We start from the raw sequence: 15,572 nt of genomic DNA, 5'->3' as shown, positions 1-15,572 counted from the left end.
AGGGCGAGCGAGGGCATCAGCACTCGCGGGATGCAGAGAGCCCTGTTCAGTCAGACGCGATGAGCGCATCAGCGCCGGAACATGTCAAACGTCCCCCTCTCCCCCCGGGAGAGGGCCGGGGTGAGGGCGAGCGAGGGCATCAGCACTCGCTCGACATTCGGGCATTCAACTTCCACGACGTGATGCAGTGGCCGGCGTCGACGTTGCGCGCGATGATGGACGCACTGCAGTTGCCGCCGCCGCTCGATACCGCGACCGAAGAGCTGCTGGCGGAAATCCGCACGCGGCTGGGTTATCTGTGCACCGTGGGTCTGGGCTACCTGAACCTCGATCGCCAGTCGCGCACACTGTCCGGCGGCGAAGTGCAGCGCATCAACCTCACGACGGCACTCGGCACCTCGCTGGTGAATACCCTGTTCGTGCTCGACGAGCCGTCGATCGGTCTGCACCCGCGTGACATGGAACGCGTGATCGGCGTGATGCGGCGCCTGAAGGACGCCGGCAATACGCTGGTCGTGGTCGAGCACGACCCGCAGATCATGCGCCATGCCGACCGCCTGCTGGACATCGGCCCGGGCGCCGGCAGCCGGGGCGGCGAGGTGGTGTTCGACGGCCCGCCGGCCGGCATCGCGACCGCCGACACGCTCACCGCCGACTACCTTGCCGGGCGTCGCACGGTCGATGCCGCGCTGGCCACCCGGCGTGCGGTGAAGAAGACCGGTCCGAAACTGCGGCTGGTGGGGGCCCGCGCGCACAACCTGAAACGGATCGACATCGCGATTCCGCTCGGCCATCTGGTCGCCGTGACCGGCGTGTCCGGTTCGGGCAAATCCACGCTGATCCAGGATGTGCTGTATCCGGTGCTGCTGAAGCACTTCGGCCGGCCGACCGAAAGCGCGGGCGAGCACGACGCGCTCGCAGGCGTCGAGCAGATCGCAGACGTCGTGATGGTTGACCAGTCCGCCATCGGCAAGAGCGCGCGCTCAAATCCGGTCACGCACGTCGGCGCCTTCGACCCGATGCGCGAACTGTTCGCACTGCAGGCCGAGGCGAAGCAGCGCGGCTACACCGCCGGCACCTTCTCTTTCAACGCCGGCAAGGGCCGCTGCGCGACCTGCGGCGGCACAGGATTCGAACACGTCGAAATGCAGTTCCTGTCCGACGTGTATCTGCGCTGCGCCGACTGCAACGGCACGCGCTACCGCGCCGAAGTGCGTGAAATCACGCTCGATGGGCGCAGCATTTCGGACCTGCTGGCGATGACGGTGCGTGATGCGCTGGACTGGCTGCGCGACCTCGCCGACCTTGAACCCAAACTCCGTCGATACGCGGACAGCGCGATGGCCGGCCTGCAAGCGCTGGTCGATGTCGGCCTGGATTACGTGACACTGGGCCAGCCGGTGCCGACCCTGTCCGGCGGCGAAGCGCAGCGGCTCAAGCTGGCCGGTTTCCTCGCCGAAGCGGCCACGAAGAAGAAGAACCAGGCCACCGGCAGCAAGCTGTTCCTGCTCGACGAACCCACCACCGGTCTGCATTTCGACGACATCGCACGCCTGCTTGGCGCCTTTTCGAAACTGCTGGATGCCGGCCACACGGTACTGGTGATCGAACACAATCTTGACGTGATCGCCGCCGCCGACTGGCTGATCGACCTCGGCCCGGAAGCGGGCGAGGACGGCGGCCAGCTCGTGTTCGAAGGCACGCCAGCGCAGATCGTGACCTGCGCAGCCTCGCACACGGGGCGGGCGCTGGCAGCGTACCGTCTGACGGAGGTCTTTGCCCCTCACGCCGACCCCCTCCCCGTGATCGGGGAGAGGGAGAGCAGCGGGGAGCCGGGCGAGGGTTTGCTCCCTCTCCCGCATCAGCGGGAGAGGGTCGGGGTGAGGGAAGAAAGGGCCTCCTTCGGCCAGACCCCCAGCCTGCGCGCCCGTGCCGCGCACTCGATCGTCGTGCACCGCGCGCGCGAGCACAATCTGAAGAATATCGAGGTCGACATCCCGCGCGACCGCTTCACGGTGGTGACCGGCGTATCCGGGTCGGGCAAATCGACGCTGGCGTTCGACATCGTGTTCGGCGAAGGCCAGCGTCGCTATCTTGAGTCGCTCAACGCGTACGCGCGCCAGTTCGTGCAGCCGGAAAGCAAGCCGGATGTCGACGGCGTGTTCGGCATTCCGCCGGCCGTGGCGATCGCCCAGCGCACCAGCCGCGGCGGCCGCAAGAGCACCGTGGCGACGCAGACCGAGATCTACCACTTCCTCCGGCTGTTGTATGTGAAGCTGGGCGTGCAGCACTGCCCCGACTGCGGCTGTGCGATCGCACCGCAGACCGAGGACGCGATGGTGGCGCGCATCCTGCGCGAGCGCCGAGGCCAGCACATCGGCCTGCTGGCGCCGCTGGTGATCGGCCGCAAGGGCTACTACACCGAACTGGCGCGCTGGGCGAAGTCGCACGGCCACACCCATCTGCGCGTGGACGGCGAATTCCTGCCGACCTCGCCCTGGCCGCGGCTGGATCGCTTCAAGGAACACACGATAGAGCTGCCAATCCGCGATTTCGTGGTCAGCGAGCGCGACGAAAAGACGCTGCGCGACGCGGTGCGACAGTCGCTCGAACACGGCAAGGGTGTGCTGCACCTGCTCGCGCCACTGGACCGGCTGGGCCAGCCGGACGCGCCGGCCCCGACGGTCGAGGTGTATTCGACCCAGCGCGCCTGCCCGAGCTGCGGCACCGGTTTTGCCGAGCTCGACCCGCGGCTTTTTTCGTTCAACTCGAAGCATGGCTGGTGTCCGAAATGTATGGGCACCGGTCTGCAGCTGACCGGTTTTGACGGCGATCAGACCGGCGAAGAAGCGACCTGGAACGAGTGGCAGCAGGACGAGCCTGAAGCCTGCCCGGCCTGCGAAGGCGAACGGCTCAATCCGGTGGCGCGCCATGTGAAGCTGTTCGGCCAGTCGATCGCACAGCTCACGGCGCAGCCGGTCAGCACGCTGTCGGCGGCGATCGGCAGCTGGTCACTGGCGGGACGCGATGCCGACATCGCCCGCGACGTCGTGAGCGAGCTGGGCAGCCGGCTGCACTTTCTGAGCGAAGTCGGACTCGGCTACCTGTCGCTGGATCGCGCCGCGCCCACGCTATCCGGTGGCGAGGCACAGCGCATACGGCTGGCCGCCCAACTGGGCTCGAACCTGCGCGGCGTGTGCTACGTACTCGATGAACCGACCATCGGCCTGCACCCGCGCGACAACCAGGTGCTGCTCGATACGCTGGTGAAGCTGCGCGACAAGGGCAATACGCTGCTGGTGGTCGAGCACGACGAAGACACCATCCTGCGCGCCGACCACGTGATCGACCTCGGCCCCGGCGCCGGCCGGCTGGGCGGAGAAGTGATCGCTCAAGGCCACGCGTCGGTGCTGGCGCAGCAGCCGAAGTCGATCACCGGCCAGTATCTGGCGCGCCCGCTGCCGCACAGTTTCGTGCCGCGGCGCCCGGTCGATGACGACACGCCGTCGCTCTGGGTGCGTGCGGCGACGCTGCACAACCTCAAGGGTATGGACGTCCGCGTGCCGCTCGGCCGGCTGGTCGTGATGACCGGTGTGTCGGGTTCCGGCAAGTCGTCACTGGCGCGCGACGTGCTGCGCGACAACGTGGCGGCCAAACTGGCGGGCCACGACGGCCATTTCATCGGCTGCGCAGACATCGAAGGCTGGGGTGCGCTCGGCCGCGTGATCGAGGTCGACCAGACGCCGATCGGCAAGACGCCGCGCTCCTGCCCGGCGACCTATATCGGCTTCTGGGACGGCATCCGCAAGATCTACGCCGAAACGCAGGACGCACGCGAACGCGGCTTCACCGCAGCACGCTTTTCGTTCAACACCGGCCCAGGCCGGTGCACGCTCTGTGAAGGCCAGGGACTGAGGCAGATCGAAATGTCCTTCCTGCCCGATGTGCGGGTGCCGTGCGAAGCCTGCGGCGGCGCGCGCTTCAACAGCGAAACGCGCGCCGTCATGTGGCGCGGCAAGTCGATTTCCGATGTGCTGGCGATGAGTGTGGACGAAGCGGTGGATTTCTTTGCCGCGCACCGCACGCTGTCGGCAACGCTCAGACTGATGCAGGAGGTGGGACTCGGCTATCTGACGCTGGGTCAGCACAGCCCGACACTGTCCGGCGGTGAGGCACAGCGCATGAAACTGGTGACCGAACTGGCCAAGTCACCAGCCAGTGCTGAAAACTCGAACGACCCGGCGAACGCCCGACGCGGCCGCGGCAATCCGCACACGCTTTATGTGCTGGACGAACCGACGACCGGACTGCACATGGCCGACATCGCAAAGCTGATCGGGGTACTGCACCGGCTGGTTGATGCCGGGCACAGTGTGGTGGTGATCGAGCACGATCTCGATCTGATGGCCGAAGCCGACTGGATCATCGACCTTGGGCCGGAAGGCGGCGGCGGCGGCGGTCAGGTCGTGACCGCCGGCTCACCGGAGGCGCTGGTCGCGCAGGCGGCGCAAGTGACTGATTCGCACACCGCCCACGCGCTGGCCCGGTTCAGCGTCAGACGGCAGCGCTGAAAGTCTTGCGACGACGCGCGGCAAACAGCGCACCGAATCCCAGCGCGGCCAGCGCCAGAGTGCCCGGTTCCGGAACACCCTGCGCGGGCTGCGGCAGGCGGGGCGGAAGCATGTCGAACACCACCAGATCCTGATGGGTGCTGCTCGTCCATACGTTGAAGCCGTAAAGCGACTCGGCAGGCAATGCATCGAGCCAGGTTTGTGCGAGCACCATGGCGTCGTTGGCATTGGAGGCCTTGAAGCTGCCGCCACCTACATTGAGCGTGCCGCTGGTTTCGTTGGTGATTTCCCAGATCGCAAGCTGGAAGGCGGCGGCGTGGGTGACACTGCTCAGTGCATCGGCGTAGGCCAACGTCGCCAGCTGACCGAGCTGATCGAAGCGAGTGGTCTGGACGCCGAAGAAGGCTTCACCGGTGACCTGCGAAAAGTTGGTCACGGTGGCGCCGATCTGCGTGCGCTGGAAGATGTCGATGCACCACGACGCGAAAGTGTTGCTGCCACTTTCCATTGTCGCGAAGGCGCCGGCATACACCCGCGAATCGACGGCCGGTACGGTATTGGAGATGCGCACCACAGCTGCCGGACCCGGCGAGGCCCAGCCGGTGACCAGAATGGGTTCGGCCTGTGCAGGCAGCGCTGCCATCAGCGCGAGGGCCAGCGACGTACGAAGGGTGTTGATGAGCGGTTGTTTCATGAAGGCCTCTGATCCGTAATCTGCATGGACCGAGAGTACGGACTTCGCGCATGAAGCAATGAGCGACAAATTCAACACTTGTCGTCGATACACACTTTGGCGCAAAGGTGTCGACGTGTTGCGGAATGCAGCGTCAGAGAACGCTGCACGGCTATCTCATCCTGTCCTACAGCCTGCGGCGAGCAACCGGAACAGACTGCCGGCCAACGCCTGCACACCGTGCCGCGCGCCACGGTTACGAATCGAAGCGGGCGATTAACAAACGCCGGCCAGCCCGCAAGACGGCACGATCGTTAACAGGATTCGATCACAACAGGACCTGCACACCATGAAGACATTATTGCTGGCTGCTGCATTCGCTGTCTCGGCCTCATCTGCCCTGGCGGCCGATGTCGGTGTTTCGGTCACGATCGGACAGCCCGGCTTTTACGGTCATATCGATATCGGCGACTACCCGAGACCGCGCCTGATCTATGCCGAACCGAGAATCATCGTGCGCGGGCCGACGATTGTGCCGCCTGTATACATGCACGTGCCGCCCGGTCACGCGAAAAACTGGCGCAAGCATTGCGGCCGCTACGATGCCTGCGGCCGGCCGGTGTATTTCGTGCAGGACAGCTGGTACAACACGGTGTATGTGCCGCGCTACCAGGAGCGGGAACGCAGTCGCGGCAAGGATGGGCGCCACGACGACCGGCGCGGGGATCGCCACGACCATGATGACGACCGCCGCGGCGGCAAGCCCGACAAGGGCTCGAACGGCCACGGTAAAGGGAACGGTCGCGGCAACTGATTGCTGCTTCGCATCAGCAGTTGATGGAATACATCAGCCGCGTTGATACAGGGATTTTTTCCCGTTTCTTACGGGATAATTTCCCATTTTCTCCACCTTTCCGGGAATTCCTCCCGGCCTTGGGTAGACTTCGGTTGTCGCAGCGCAACATGCTGGCCGGCTTTACCCATCCTCCAGGAGACATCCATGAAACTGACTGCTCTAGCCGTCACCCTGCTGGCATTTGCCGGCATCACCCAGGCTGCTGACATGCCGAAAACCACTGCCGGTTTCGAAAAATGCATGAAGTCGGCCCTGAAGGCCAAGGACGGCACCATCGTCAAGGTCGAGCTGAAGAAGGAAGAAGGCGAAGGCCATGTCTACGAGTTCGATATCGAAACTGCCGATGGCAAGGCTTGGGACGTTGAATGCAGTGGCAAGACCGGCAAGGTCGTCGAAATCGAAGAGGAAGTGACCAAGGACCACCCGAAGTTCTCCGGCGCCAAGGTAACCGAAGCGCAAGCACGCGAAATTGCGCTGAAGAAGGTGCCGGGCGAGATTGTCGAAGTCGAGTATGAAATCGAGCCGGACGGCAAGGCGTCGTACGAATTCGACATCAAGTCCGCCGACGGCAAGGAAGTGAAACTGGAAGTCGATACCGAGAGCGGCGCCATCGTGTCGCAGGCGGTCGAAGTCTGGCAGATCGGCAAGGAGTAATTCGGCAGTGGCGGACCGGCGCTCGCCGGCCGTCGCACCGACAGGCCGCTGGCCGCGTCAGCCCCGCTGGCGCGGCCAGCGGCACCACAGGTCGGCGACGTGCGCCACGCCTGACAGCGCGACGAAAAGCGCGACCCACAGCCACGATGCGTCGGTCAGTGCCGAGCGCAGCGCCAGCATCAGACACAGCCCGGCCGCGAGATTGGGCAGCAGCTTGCCACCCGACAGGCCCTTCCCGGTGCGGCGATGCCAGGCAGCGAACGCGAGCCACTCGATCAGCACGAGCACCACGATCAGATCGATCAATCGTCCATCGGACATCCACTCAGCCATTTTTCCTCCGCTGCTGTGCCGGCCGCGCACGTTATCATTTCCGGATGCATGGAGCTCTTGTCACCGCCGGTCTCGCAGCGCGACTTCGTACGGATACCGCACAACTGCATCGGATTGCCGAACGCAGCGGCCTGATGGCCCGGTTGTTGCAGGGTCGCATCGAGACGCGCGCCTACTGCAGCCTTCTGCGCAGCCTTCACCTTCTGTACGACGCACTCGAAAGCGGGCTGGCACGGCACGCCCGACGACCGGACATCGCGCCGCTGTGCCTGCCTGAATTGCCGCGCACCGCGGCGCTGCACGACGACCTGTGCGCGTTGCATGGCAGCAGTTGGTCGGACGACATCCTGCCCAGCTTGGCGGCGGTCGAATACGCGGCCCATCTGAAGGCGCTGTCGACCGACCAGCCGGCGCTGCTCGCCGCGCATTCCTATGTGCGTCATCTGGGTGACCTGCACGGCGGTCAGGTGCTAGGGCGTGTGGTGTCCGGTGCACTGCATCTACAGGATGACCGTGGCACACGCTTTTACGCGTTCCACGGCGAGTTGGGGAGTCTGATCCGTCGTTACCGCGACGGGCTCGACGCACTGCCGCAGGACTCGGCGCGCATCGATGCGCTGGTGGCGGAGGCGCAATCGGGATTTCGGCGGCACATCGCGATGTTCGATGAACTGGCTGCGGCGCAGCCCGGCTGACTTTCACCGTTCGCCAAACGCGGTCAGTGCTCCCGAGTGAAGGCGCGCAACTTGCCGTACAGCGCGGCGGCGCGGGTAGCGGACGCTTCCAGTTCCTCGATGAGCGTCGCCACCGGCATCGAAGCAGCCGTGTCGGTCAGCTCCATGGCAGCCACACTGGCATTGGCAAGAATGGCGCCCACCACCTCGTCCGGCTCGCGCCGCAGCGGCATGGACGGATCGCGCCCGATGCCGGCACGGCCGGCTTCGCTGAGTGACTGTTCGAGATGCCGCCGTGCGGCTTCCGTGCGCTTGGTGTCGGTCAGGTCGGTGAAGATGATGATGTAGCCCAGGACCGATCCACCGGCGCCGGGAATCGCGTCTGCCCTGACCCCCAGCGCCACGGTCTGGCCGGCGCCGGCGCGCAGTTGCCATTCGCCACGCCAGGCGTCGCGCTCGCGGATGAGGTTGCCGACGACTTCGCGCACCTGGGCCGGTACGACAAACAGGGCGCACATTTCGTCGAGTGTGCGTACACGAGGCGGCGAGGTATTGAACAGTGCCGCGAAAGCCACGCTCTGGAACAGCACGCGCCCCTGAGCGTTTGCGACCAGCACCGGCTCATCCGACGTTTCGACGGCTCCGCGGAATTGATCGAGCTGGTGCTGCGCGATCAACAGGCTCACGGCCTGCGTCTGCAGGATGACGTCGCGCAGCGTGGTACCGATGGCGCGCGCCAGCGCCAGATCAGCGCGGCTCCAGGACGCACCCGTGCCACGCACGATCTCCGACCAGGCGGCAAAGGAACGCCGTGGCGAAAGCGTGAGCGGATCGTTGTCGACGAAGGGTTTGGCAGGATCTCCCGCCCAGACGATCGTGGCCGACTGTTCGCGCCGGAACCACATCAGGAAATCCTGCCCGGACGACGACAGTTCGATCGCGAGCACCCCGCATACCACCGGTGTCAGGGATGCCAGCGGCGGATACACGCGAGCGATCGACGCACAGCTGAACAGCGACTGCCGCATTTCGCCGGCAACCCAGCGCGACAGTGCACGCAACTCGGCGGTCGACGGCACGTCACCCACAGTCAGCAATTCACCTTCATGGAACAGTGCGGCGCCGCTTGCATCGAGCGGCTGCAGCAAGGTGCGCGGGTTGCGAACCAGCGCGAGGCGCCAGTCGCCTTCGGTCGAAGTGGCTTCGATCAAGCGCAGTTCAAGGCTGCGCACCAGCACATCGACCTGAGTGCGCACGTAATTTTCGATCGCGGCGATCCGGGTGGACACCACCTCGGCCAGCAGATCGACCGCCGCACGCTGTGCATAGCGGATGTGCCGTGGCGAGTAGTGATGACAGGCGATCAGCCCCCACAGCTTGCCCTCGCGCACGAGCGAAACCACGAGGGTGGCGGTCACGCCCATGTTCCGCAGATACTGGATGTGCAGCGGCGACATGCTGCGCAGATGGCAGCTCGACATGTCGAGCTCTTCGCCAGTGTCCGGCGCGCAGCGCGGCAGTACGGCCGCAGGGTTGTAGCCCGCATCGACGAGTACCCGCACCCGGTTGCGGACATACAGCTCGCGCGCGCGCTGCGGAATATCGGTCGCCGGGTAGCGATGTCCGAGCAGGGATTCAAGTTTTGCCTCGCGCGCCTCGGCGACGATCTCGCCGTGGCCCTCGTCGTCGAAGCGGTACACCATCACACGGTCGTAGCCGGTCAGGTCGCGGACTGACTGAACCACGGCGTCGGACAGCGCAGCAATGCTGAGCGCCTCGCTGAAGCGCCGCACTGACGCCGCAAGCAAAGCCTGCGCTTCCTCGTCGATCGATTCAGTATCGGACTCGGCGGATTCCAGTTCGACGATCACCGTGTCGGACTGGCCGAGATGGGCCATGCCTTCGAACACACTCCAAGCATTCGTCCCGGCTCCGCCGATGTCGCAGTGAAAGGCGGTCAGTTCATCCGTAACGAGCGTGTCCGCGAGTTCGGCAACACGCCGGGCAAGCGAGCCGCCCAGCACATCGAGCGAACAGCCCAGCAGCTGGTCATGGGCCACACCCAGCCAGAGCGCGACGTTGTCGCTCGCCTGTACGATGACGCCATCCGTGCGGCGGACGACCAGCAGCACACCGTGCGGCTGGATCGATCCGGCCAGGTGGATGAGTTCACGTTCGCAATTGGTCAGGTCTGCCTGACCGAAAGCAGGGCTGAATGTCGGATCGTTCAACACTGATCTCCCGCCACCGCGGGCTGAGCGGTGTTCAGTGCACGCTGCCCGGGTGCGGCGCACCCGGACCACGCGGCTGCACCGCGCGAATGATGAAACCGATACTGTTCGAATCTCCGTTATGGATCAATACGGCCGACAGTTCAATATCCGTGGCCATGCCCTTCTCGTCCCACAGACGCGCGCCCATGCGTTTTACGCCTGAGCGGCACACACTGGCGAGAAGATTCGTGAATCCACCGCCGTCACGTTCCAGCCAATCACCGAGGGAACGGCTCTGGACGCCCTTTTCAGCCGAAATCTTGACCAGTTCGGCAAACGCGGCGTTCATGCTCAGCAACATGCCCTGTTCGTTGGTGAACACGATGGCGTCAGGGGTGAGGCGCATCAGTTCGGGCAGCAACGGGTCGTCAGGCGCAATGAGCGACGAGCTGCCATCGGGTGTGGCGCGCAGCAGCAAGAGGCTCTGTCCTTCGCCACGCAGCGGCGATACCCATACGTGGATGGCGCCGCCAAGCCCCGACAACGTGATGTGAGCCTCGCCCGGGCGGCCTGAAACACGCACCGTGCCCAGCAGTTCTTCCAGCGTTCCGAGTGAAGCCGGTGCGACACCATCCGTGGCCTGACGTCCCGGCATGTCCTGCACCGAGCAGCCGAACATGCGTGCTGCGGCGCGGTTGGCGTCGATCACGTGCAAGGTATCGGCGTCGATGATGAGCACTGCATCCGTCGCAATCTGGAACAGCAAGCGATAGCGGGTTTCCGCCTGGCGCATGCGCCAGTAGTCGCGTTCCATCGATTGCTGCGCGTCGACCAGACGTTGCTGCATGACGGACACGGCGCGCAGGTCACGTCCGGCGACCAGAAGCGGGCCGGATTGACCGAGCCGCACCGCCGTATACGCAACCGGAATGTCGGCGCCGGCAGCGGAGGGATGATTGATGTGACGTGTGCGCGATACGCCTGCCACATTGGCTTCGCGCAACAGTTCCTCGACCTTGCGACGGGTGTCGCGCGTCACCGTATCCACCAGCTGGCGGCCCAGCCACTCGCTGGCAGTCGCGCTGACAGGTTCTGCACCACCCAGCGCGACGCTGCGGATGAAGCCCTTGTCGTCGAGCACGAGTGCAATGTCACTGGTGACCGACACCAGCATGTCGGCCAGTTCGGGGGCGACCTCCGAAAACGCGCTCAGATCGCCCGGGTCGTTCGGTAGCTTGTTCATGATACGGAACCGGATGAACGCAGTCGCAAAGCACAGCGTGCGAACCTGCATGAATTGCAAAACCCGGCGCCTACCGGGGGGCACGGCATGTCACATGGACGGGGCGCAAAAGTCTGCACAGGAGCACCCTCGCACTGCATCAGCATTCTCCGCACGCGGCGCGCGTCATTGCGCAGCCTCGCCAGCGGCCTGATGTCATGTCCGACAAGACGGTGCTCCTTACTTCTTCACACCACATCCCCGCATGCTACGGTAACTCATCAAAAAATACATGTCAGCGTGTATGAACGATCGAAAACATCGATATTGATCCGGTCAATTTGCCTCGAACGGCGCATTCAGCTCGACCACCGCGAGGTTGAGCAATGCCGCGAATGCCACCCACGCGAGGTAAGGCAACAAAAGGCTGGCCGCCGTACGTGATGACGCGCGCAGATGAAGCGCCAGCCAGGCCACCGACAGCCAGAGCAGGCCGACTTCATAGAGCGCCCAGTCAGGCCGCTTGAAATGAAAGAACAGCGCACTCCACAACACGTTGAGCCCGCCATTGAGCGCAAACAAGGAAATCATCCGGCGCCGCGCGCTGGCATCGGGCGCATGCACCCATCCCAACACACCGGCCATTGCGGCAAGTCCGAAAATCAGCGTCCAGGCCGGGCCGAACAACCAGGCTGGCGGCTGCCAGGCCGGCTTGTGCAACGCTTCGTACCAAGGGCTCAGATCGGTCGCAGCAGCACCCAGACCGGCCACCAGCATCGCCGCCACAGCGGCCGCAACAACCGGCTGCCAACGCGGGGCGGCGATCGTGTTCACGGCGATACGATGCCGCACAAGTGAGCCAGATCCTTGAAGAAGATGCGCGCATGCGCCATCGGCTTCGCCTTGACCAGCTTCTTGTGCATGTAGGCCTGCCACGTCAGGTGCTGCACATCCGGATCACGGCAGATGCTGACGAAGCGTTCGCGCCGCTTGTCGCTGGCGTACCAGAAGCGCTGCATGATGCCGAGAATCATGAACACCCGGCCGTGCGCCTTCATGAAGCGCTTGCGGGCCGTTGCCAGCGCGCGCGCATCACCCGTTTCGAGAAAGCTGCCGACGGCATCGGCGGCCAGCCGGCCACCGGTCATCGCGTAATACAGCCCCTCGCCGGAGGCCGGCGCCACGACGCCCGCCGCATCGCCGGCGAGCACGACATCGCGGCCGTTGTCCCACTTGCGCAGCGGCTTCATCGGAATCGGCGCGCCTTCGCGGCGGATGGTTTCGGCACCGGTAAGGCCGGCCGCCTCGCGCAGCGCGGTGGTGCCCTGACGGATCGAAAAACCCTTGGTCGCCGTGCCGGTGCCTATGCTGGTTGTGTCGCCGTGCGGGAAAACCCAGCCGTAGAAATCGGGTGACAGGACGCCCTGGTAATACACGTCGCAACGGCTGCCGTCGAAGTCCTGCTTCGGCGAACGGACGATTTCGTGATACGCATATACGCATTGAACCTCGTCGGCACCGGGCACGCACTGGCGACCGACCGCCGACAAGGCGCCGTCTGCGCCGATGATGGCTCGGGCGCGCACACCCACCGTTCCGCCTTCCGCTTCATGGCTGCGGAAATGAACGATGGCCCGGCCGTCGTCATCGCGTTCGACCCGGTCGAAGGTGCCCGTGCGGCGATGCGCACCCGCCAGACTGGCGCGGCAGCGCAGGTATTCGTCGAACTGCTCTCGATCGACCATGCCGACGAAGCCTCCCTCGATCGGCATGTCGGCTTTGCGGCCGGACGGTGAAATCATCCGCGCCGAACGCGCTTTAGCGACCAGTTGCTCGTCGGGAATCGCGAATTCCTCGATCAGACGCGGCGGAATCGCCCCGCCACAGGGTTTGATGCGCCCGGCGCGATCGAGCAGCAGCACCGTGTGACCCAGACGGGCCAGATCCGTTGCTGCGGTCGACCCTGCGGGTCCGCCGCCCACCACCACCACATCGAAACTTTCCATGCTTGCCATGACTAAGCCTTCCCTTCGATACCGGACATGAATGGCGGATCTGCCAACAGCGGATCACGCGCCGCACGCCTGACCGGCGCACCGGCGATGCGCAGCGCCATGACGGCAGACACGACGAACAGCACGCCTTCGCAGGCAAATACCAGCGCGTAGGCAAAACCCGGAGATTCAATGAACGCGCGCGTGACGTCGATCGCCACCGTGCCGGCAAAACCGCCGAGGCCGAATGCGATCGCCTGCGCAGCCCCCCACAAACCCATCCGCACGCCTTCGCGTCCGGCACCGCCGGCACCGGCCAGACTCATCATTGATGCGATGGCCGCGACGGCAAAGGCGCCATTGGCCACACCGAGAACGAATACCGTTTCGCGCAGCGGCCAGTCGCCACTCATGAAACCGCCGGCCGCCAGACCGAACAGGGCAAGCGCGGAGGCAATGCAGCCTCCGACCGTCCATACCTTCAACGATCCGATCTGCCGACCGCCGAATACGCTGCCCATCAGGGCGACCAGCAGCATGCCGGCGAACACGCCGCCATGCTGCAATCCGGCGAGCTGGGTGGATTCACCGGGCGTGTAGCCGAAGACCGTGCCGGCGAACGGCTCGAGTATCAGATCCTGCGCGCTGTAGGCGAGCATCGATACGAATACGAATATTGTAAAAAGACGCGCTTGCGACTCGCCCCAGACCTGGGCGAGCGCAGCGCGAAATGGGGTTCGGGACGGTGCACCGGTCTGGTTGGGTGACACAACATCGGTGGCAGCGCGAGGCGCCGTCGGACGGCCTTCGACACCGCGCACTGCAAGCAGCGCAACGACGAAGGCGATCAGCGAAGTGGCTGCTACGACCTGAACCAGTCGCTGCGTGGTGAAGGGATCCAGCAGTTTTCCGGTGACGCCGGCTGTCAAGGCAAAGCCGAGGATCATCATCATCCACACCACGGTTGCCGCGGCGGCTCGACGGGTCGGGTCGACCCGCTTGGCGAGCAGCACCAGCAGCGAGGTGCCGGCGCAGCCGACGCCGGCACCGATCAGCAGGAAGGCAAACACTGCCAGCGCGATGCCGGCGACCTGATCGGTCGCCATCCAGGCGGTCGCTACGGCGGCCAGTGTGCCCCCGGAAGCGAGCACCGCCATGCCACCGATGATCCACGGTGTGCGCCGACCGCCGACGTCGGACCCATGCCCCATGCGCGGACGCAGCATCTGCACCATGTAGTGCAACGCGACCAGCACACCGGGCAGCATCGCCGGCAAGGCCAGCTCGACCACCATGACGCGGTTCAACGTCGACGTGGTCAGCACCACGATGGCGCCGAGCGCCGTCTGGACCAGACCGAGACGAAAGATGCCGAGCCAGCCGAGTTGGGTCATGTCAGATCTCCGCCACCGCACGCAGCGCAAACGCGCTGACAAGCATGCCGGCGACGTAAAGCGTGATGCCGGTTCCGTTGTACCAGGGGGCGAGTTCGCGCGGACTGTCGAGCAGGCGCACCATCAACATCACTTGCAGCGCTAGCAGCAGGCCGACCACCATCGCATGGCCCATGGCGCCCCAATGTGAAAGCAGGGCGACGACGAACAGCTGTGGCACCACCATGACCAGACACGCAACGCGTCCGGCATTCACCACACCAAGCTTGACCGGCAGCGAGCCGATGCCCATGCGGGTATCACCCTCGACCGACTTGAAATCATTCAGCGTCATGATGCCGTGCGCACCCGCGCTGTACAGACCGGCGAGCAGCAGGCTGCGCATGTCCGGCATGGCGCCGCCAGCCATCACGGCTGCACCGGTGACCCAGGCCAGTCCTTCGTAACAAATGGCGCACGCGGTATTGCCCCACCAGCCGTTCTGTTTCAGACGGAATGGCGGTGCGCTGTAGGCCCAGGCCAGCAGCAGGCCGATCACCGCAGCACCGAAACCCCATACGCCCAGTGTTGCGGCGACCATCAGCGACAGTACGGTCCAGCCGATGGCGATGTATAGACCCCAATAGCCGGGCATGCGACCGGACGGTATGGGGCGATTGGGTTCGTTGATCGCATCGACGTGGCGGTCGAACCAGTCGTTGACCGCCTGACTGGTGGCGCAGACCAGCGGCCCGGCGAGCAGAATGCCGACCACGACGACCTGCCAGCGTTCGGAAGCGGGCAACCCGGATGCAACGACACCACAACCGAAAGCCCACATCGGCGGAAACCAGGTGATGGGCTTGAGGAATTCGGCGACTACGGAAAGGGATGGGCGACTCATGCAGTAACAGTAGGCTGGACGCTTGAATGCGTCAAGTCAAACTTACACTGCAGTGTCAGCCCAGATTGACTCAGGGGTTTTTGAGGTCAAACCCCTGGCCGGGCT

At 64.9% G+C, this 15,572-nt stretch carries 12 protein-coding genes; 4 read left to right on the top strand and 8 right to left on the bottom strand.

What is annotated here, in order from left to right; translation table 11 throughout:
- Positions 1 to 59: 59 nt before the first annotated feature.
- Positions 60 to 4,571 carry an excinuclease ABC subunit UvrA gene (locus Q8R75_RS13290; protein WP_305626849.1) on the top strand — a complete coding sequence of 1,504 codons (4,512 nt, stop codon included), beginning with the start codon at positions 60 to 62 and terminating at the stop codon, positions 4,569 to 4,571.
- Here Q8R75_RS13290 and Q8R75_RS13285 read toward each other — a convergent pair.
- Positions 4,555 to 5,265, bottom strand: a complete 711-nt coding sequence (locus Q8R75_RS13285) for a PEP-CTERM sorting domain-containing protein (RefSeq protein WP_305613288.1) — start codon at positions 5,263 to 5,265, stop codon at positions 4,555 to 4,557. The two genes, Q8R75_RS13290 and Q8R75_RS13285, sit on opposite strands and share 17 nt — an antisense overlap.
- A 328-nt stretch (positions 5,266 to 5,593) precedes the next feature.
- Between Q8R75_RS13285 and Q8R75_RS13280 the strand changes: the two genes are divergently transcribed.
- Together Q8R75_RS13280 and Q8R75_RS13275 are read left to right on the top strand one after the other, a co-directional pair.
- On the top strand, positions 5,594 to 6,058 hold the full coding sequence (locus tag Q8R75_RS13280; protein ID WP_305613289.1) for a hypothetical protein: 465 nt from the start codon (positions 5,594 to 5,596) through the stop codon (positions 6,056 to 6,058).
- 186 nt (positions 6,059 to 6,244) lie between these two features.
- The gene (locus tag Q8R75_RS13275) at positions 6,245 to 6,754 is read left to right on the top strand and encodes a PepSY domain-containing protein (RefSeq protein ID WP_305613290.1); all 510 of its coding nucleotides are present in this window, start codon (positions 6,245 to 6,247) and stop codon (positions 6,752 to 6,754) included.
- A gap of 57 nt (positions 6,755 to 6,811) precedes the next feature.
- Here Q8R75_RS13275 and Q8R75_RS13270 read toward each other — a convergent pair whose 3' ends face one another.
- A complete protein-coding gene (locus Q8R75_RS13270) occupies positions 6,812 to 7,087 on the bottom strand; it encodes a hypothetical protein (protein ID WP_305613291.1) in 276 nt (91 codons plus the stop codon).
- 44 nt (positions 7,088 to 7,131) lie between these two features.
- On the opposite strand from Q8R75_RS13270, the gene Q8R75_RS13265 reads away from it, so the two are divergent.
- Positions 7,132 to 7,782, top strand: a complete 651-nt coding sequence (locus tag Q8R75_RS13265) for a biliverdin-producing heme oxygenase (protein ID WP_305613292.1) — start codon at positions 7,132 to 7,134, stop codon at positions 7,780 to 7,782.
- 23 nt (positions 7,783 to 7,805) lie between these two features.
- Here Q8R75_RS13265 and Q8R75_RS13260 read toward each other — a convergent pair whose 3' ends face one another.
- The 6 genes from Q8R75_RS13260 to chlG all read right to left on the bottom strand — a co-directional run bounded on the left by Q8R75_RS13260 (position 7,806) and on the right by chlG (position 15,467).
- Positions 7,806 to 9,995 (bottom strand): GAF domain-containing protein, encoded by a 2,190-nt coding sequence (locus tag Q8R75_RS13260; protein ID WP_305613293.1) that lies wholly within the window; start codon positions 9,993 to 9,995, stop codon positions 7,806 to 7,808.
- 31 nt (positions 9,996 to 10,026) lie between these two features.
- Complete coding sequence (gene ppsR, locus Q8R75_RS13255; protein WP_305613294.1) at positions 10,027 to 11,217, bottom strand: transcriptional regulator PpsR; 1,191 nt, start codon at positions 11,215 to 11,217, stop codon at positions 10,027 to 10,029.
- 315 nt (positions 11,218 to 11,532) lie between these two features.
- Positions 11,533 to 12,030, bottom strand: a complete 498-nt coding sequence (locus Q8R75_RS13250) for a TspO/MBR family protein (protein ID WP_305613295.1) — start codon at positions 12,028 to 12,030, stop codon at positions 11,533 to 11,535.
- On the bottom strand, positions 12,027 to 13,211 hold the full coding sequence (locus Q8R75_RS13245) for a geranylgeranyl diphosphate reductase (protein WP_305613296.1): 1,185 nt from the start codon (positions 13,209 to 13,211) through the stop codon (positions 12,027 to 12,029). Before Q8R75_RS13245 ends, Q8R75_RS13250 begins: the two co-directional genes overlap by 4 nt.
- Before the next feature lie 2 nt (positions 13,212 to 13,213).
- Positions 13,214 to 14,584: a BCD family MFS transporter gene (locus Q8R75_RS13240; RefSeq protein WP_305613297.1), complete on the bottom strand. Its 1,371-nt coding sequence runs from the start codon at positions 14,582 to 14,584 to the stop codon at positions 13,214 to 13,216.
- 1 nt (position 14,585) lies between these two features.
- Positions 14,586 to 15,467, bottom strand: coding sequence for a chlorophyll synthase ChlG (chlG, locus tag Q8R75_RS13235; protein ID WP_305613298.1), 882 nt, complete (start codon positions 15,465 to 15,467; stop codon positions 14,586 to 14,588).
- Between the last annotated feature and the right edge of the window lie 105 nt (positions 15,468 to 15,572).

Origin of the sequence: Methyloversatilis sp. (genome assembly GCF_030696805.1) — a bacterium.
Lineage (GTDB): Bacteria > Pseudomonadota > Gammaproteobacteria > Burkholderiales > Rhodocyclaceae > Methyloversatilis.
The sequence above is the reverse complement of the archived record's forward strand: the minus strand, read 5'-3'. Positions and strand labels throughout refer to the sequence as shown.

Bases quoted from the DNA above. Each gene is read 5' to 3' on its own strand.
- Q8R75_RS13290 (WP_305626849.1), top strand. From the start codon at position 60: ATGAGCGCATCAGCGCCGGAACATGTCAAACGTCCCCCTCTCCCCCCG.
- Q8R75_RS13285 (WP_305613288.1), bottom strand. From the start codon at position 5,265: ATGAAACAACCGCTCATCAACACCCTTCGTACGTCGCTGGCCCTCGCG.
- Q8R75_RS13280 (WP_305613289.1), top strand. From the start codon at position 5,594: ATGAAGACATTATTGCTGGCTGCTGCATTCGCTGTCTCGGCCTCATCT.
- Q8R75_RS13275 (WP_305613290.1), top strand. From the start codon at position 6,245: ATGAAACTGACTGCTCTAGCCGTCACCCTGCTGGCATTTGCCGGCATC.
- Q8R75_RS13270 (WP_305613291.1), bottom strand. From the start codon at position 7,087: ATGGCTGAGTGGATGTCCGATGGACGATTGATCGATCTGATCGTGGTG.
- Q8R75_RS13265 (WP_305613292.1), top strand. From the start codon at position 7,132: ATGCATGGAGCTCTTGTCACCGCCGGTCTCGCAGCGCGACTTCGTACG.
- ppsR (WP_305613294.1), bottom strand. From the start codon at position 11,217: ATGAACAAGCTACCGAACGACCCGGGCGATCTGAGCGCGTTTTCGGAG.
- Q8R75_RS13245 (WP_305613296.1), bottom strand. From the start codon at position 13,211: ATGGCAAGCATGGAAAGTTTCGATGTGGTGGTGGTGGGCGGCGGACCC.
- Q8R75_RS13240 (WP_305613297.1), bottom strand. From the start codon at position 14,584: ATGACCCAACTCGGCTGGCTCGGCATCTTTCGTCTCGGTCTGGTCCAG.
- chlG (WP_305613298.1), bottom strand. From the start codon at position 15,467: ATGAGTCGCCCATCCCTTTCCGTAGTCGCCGAATTCCTCAAGCCCATC.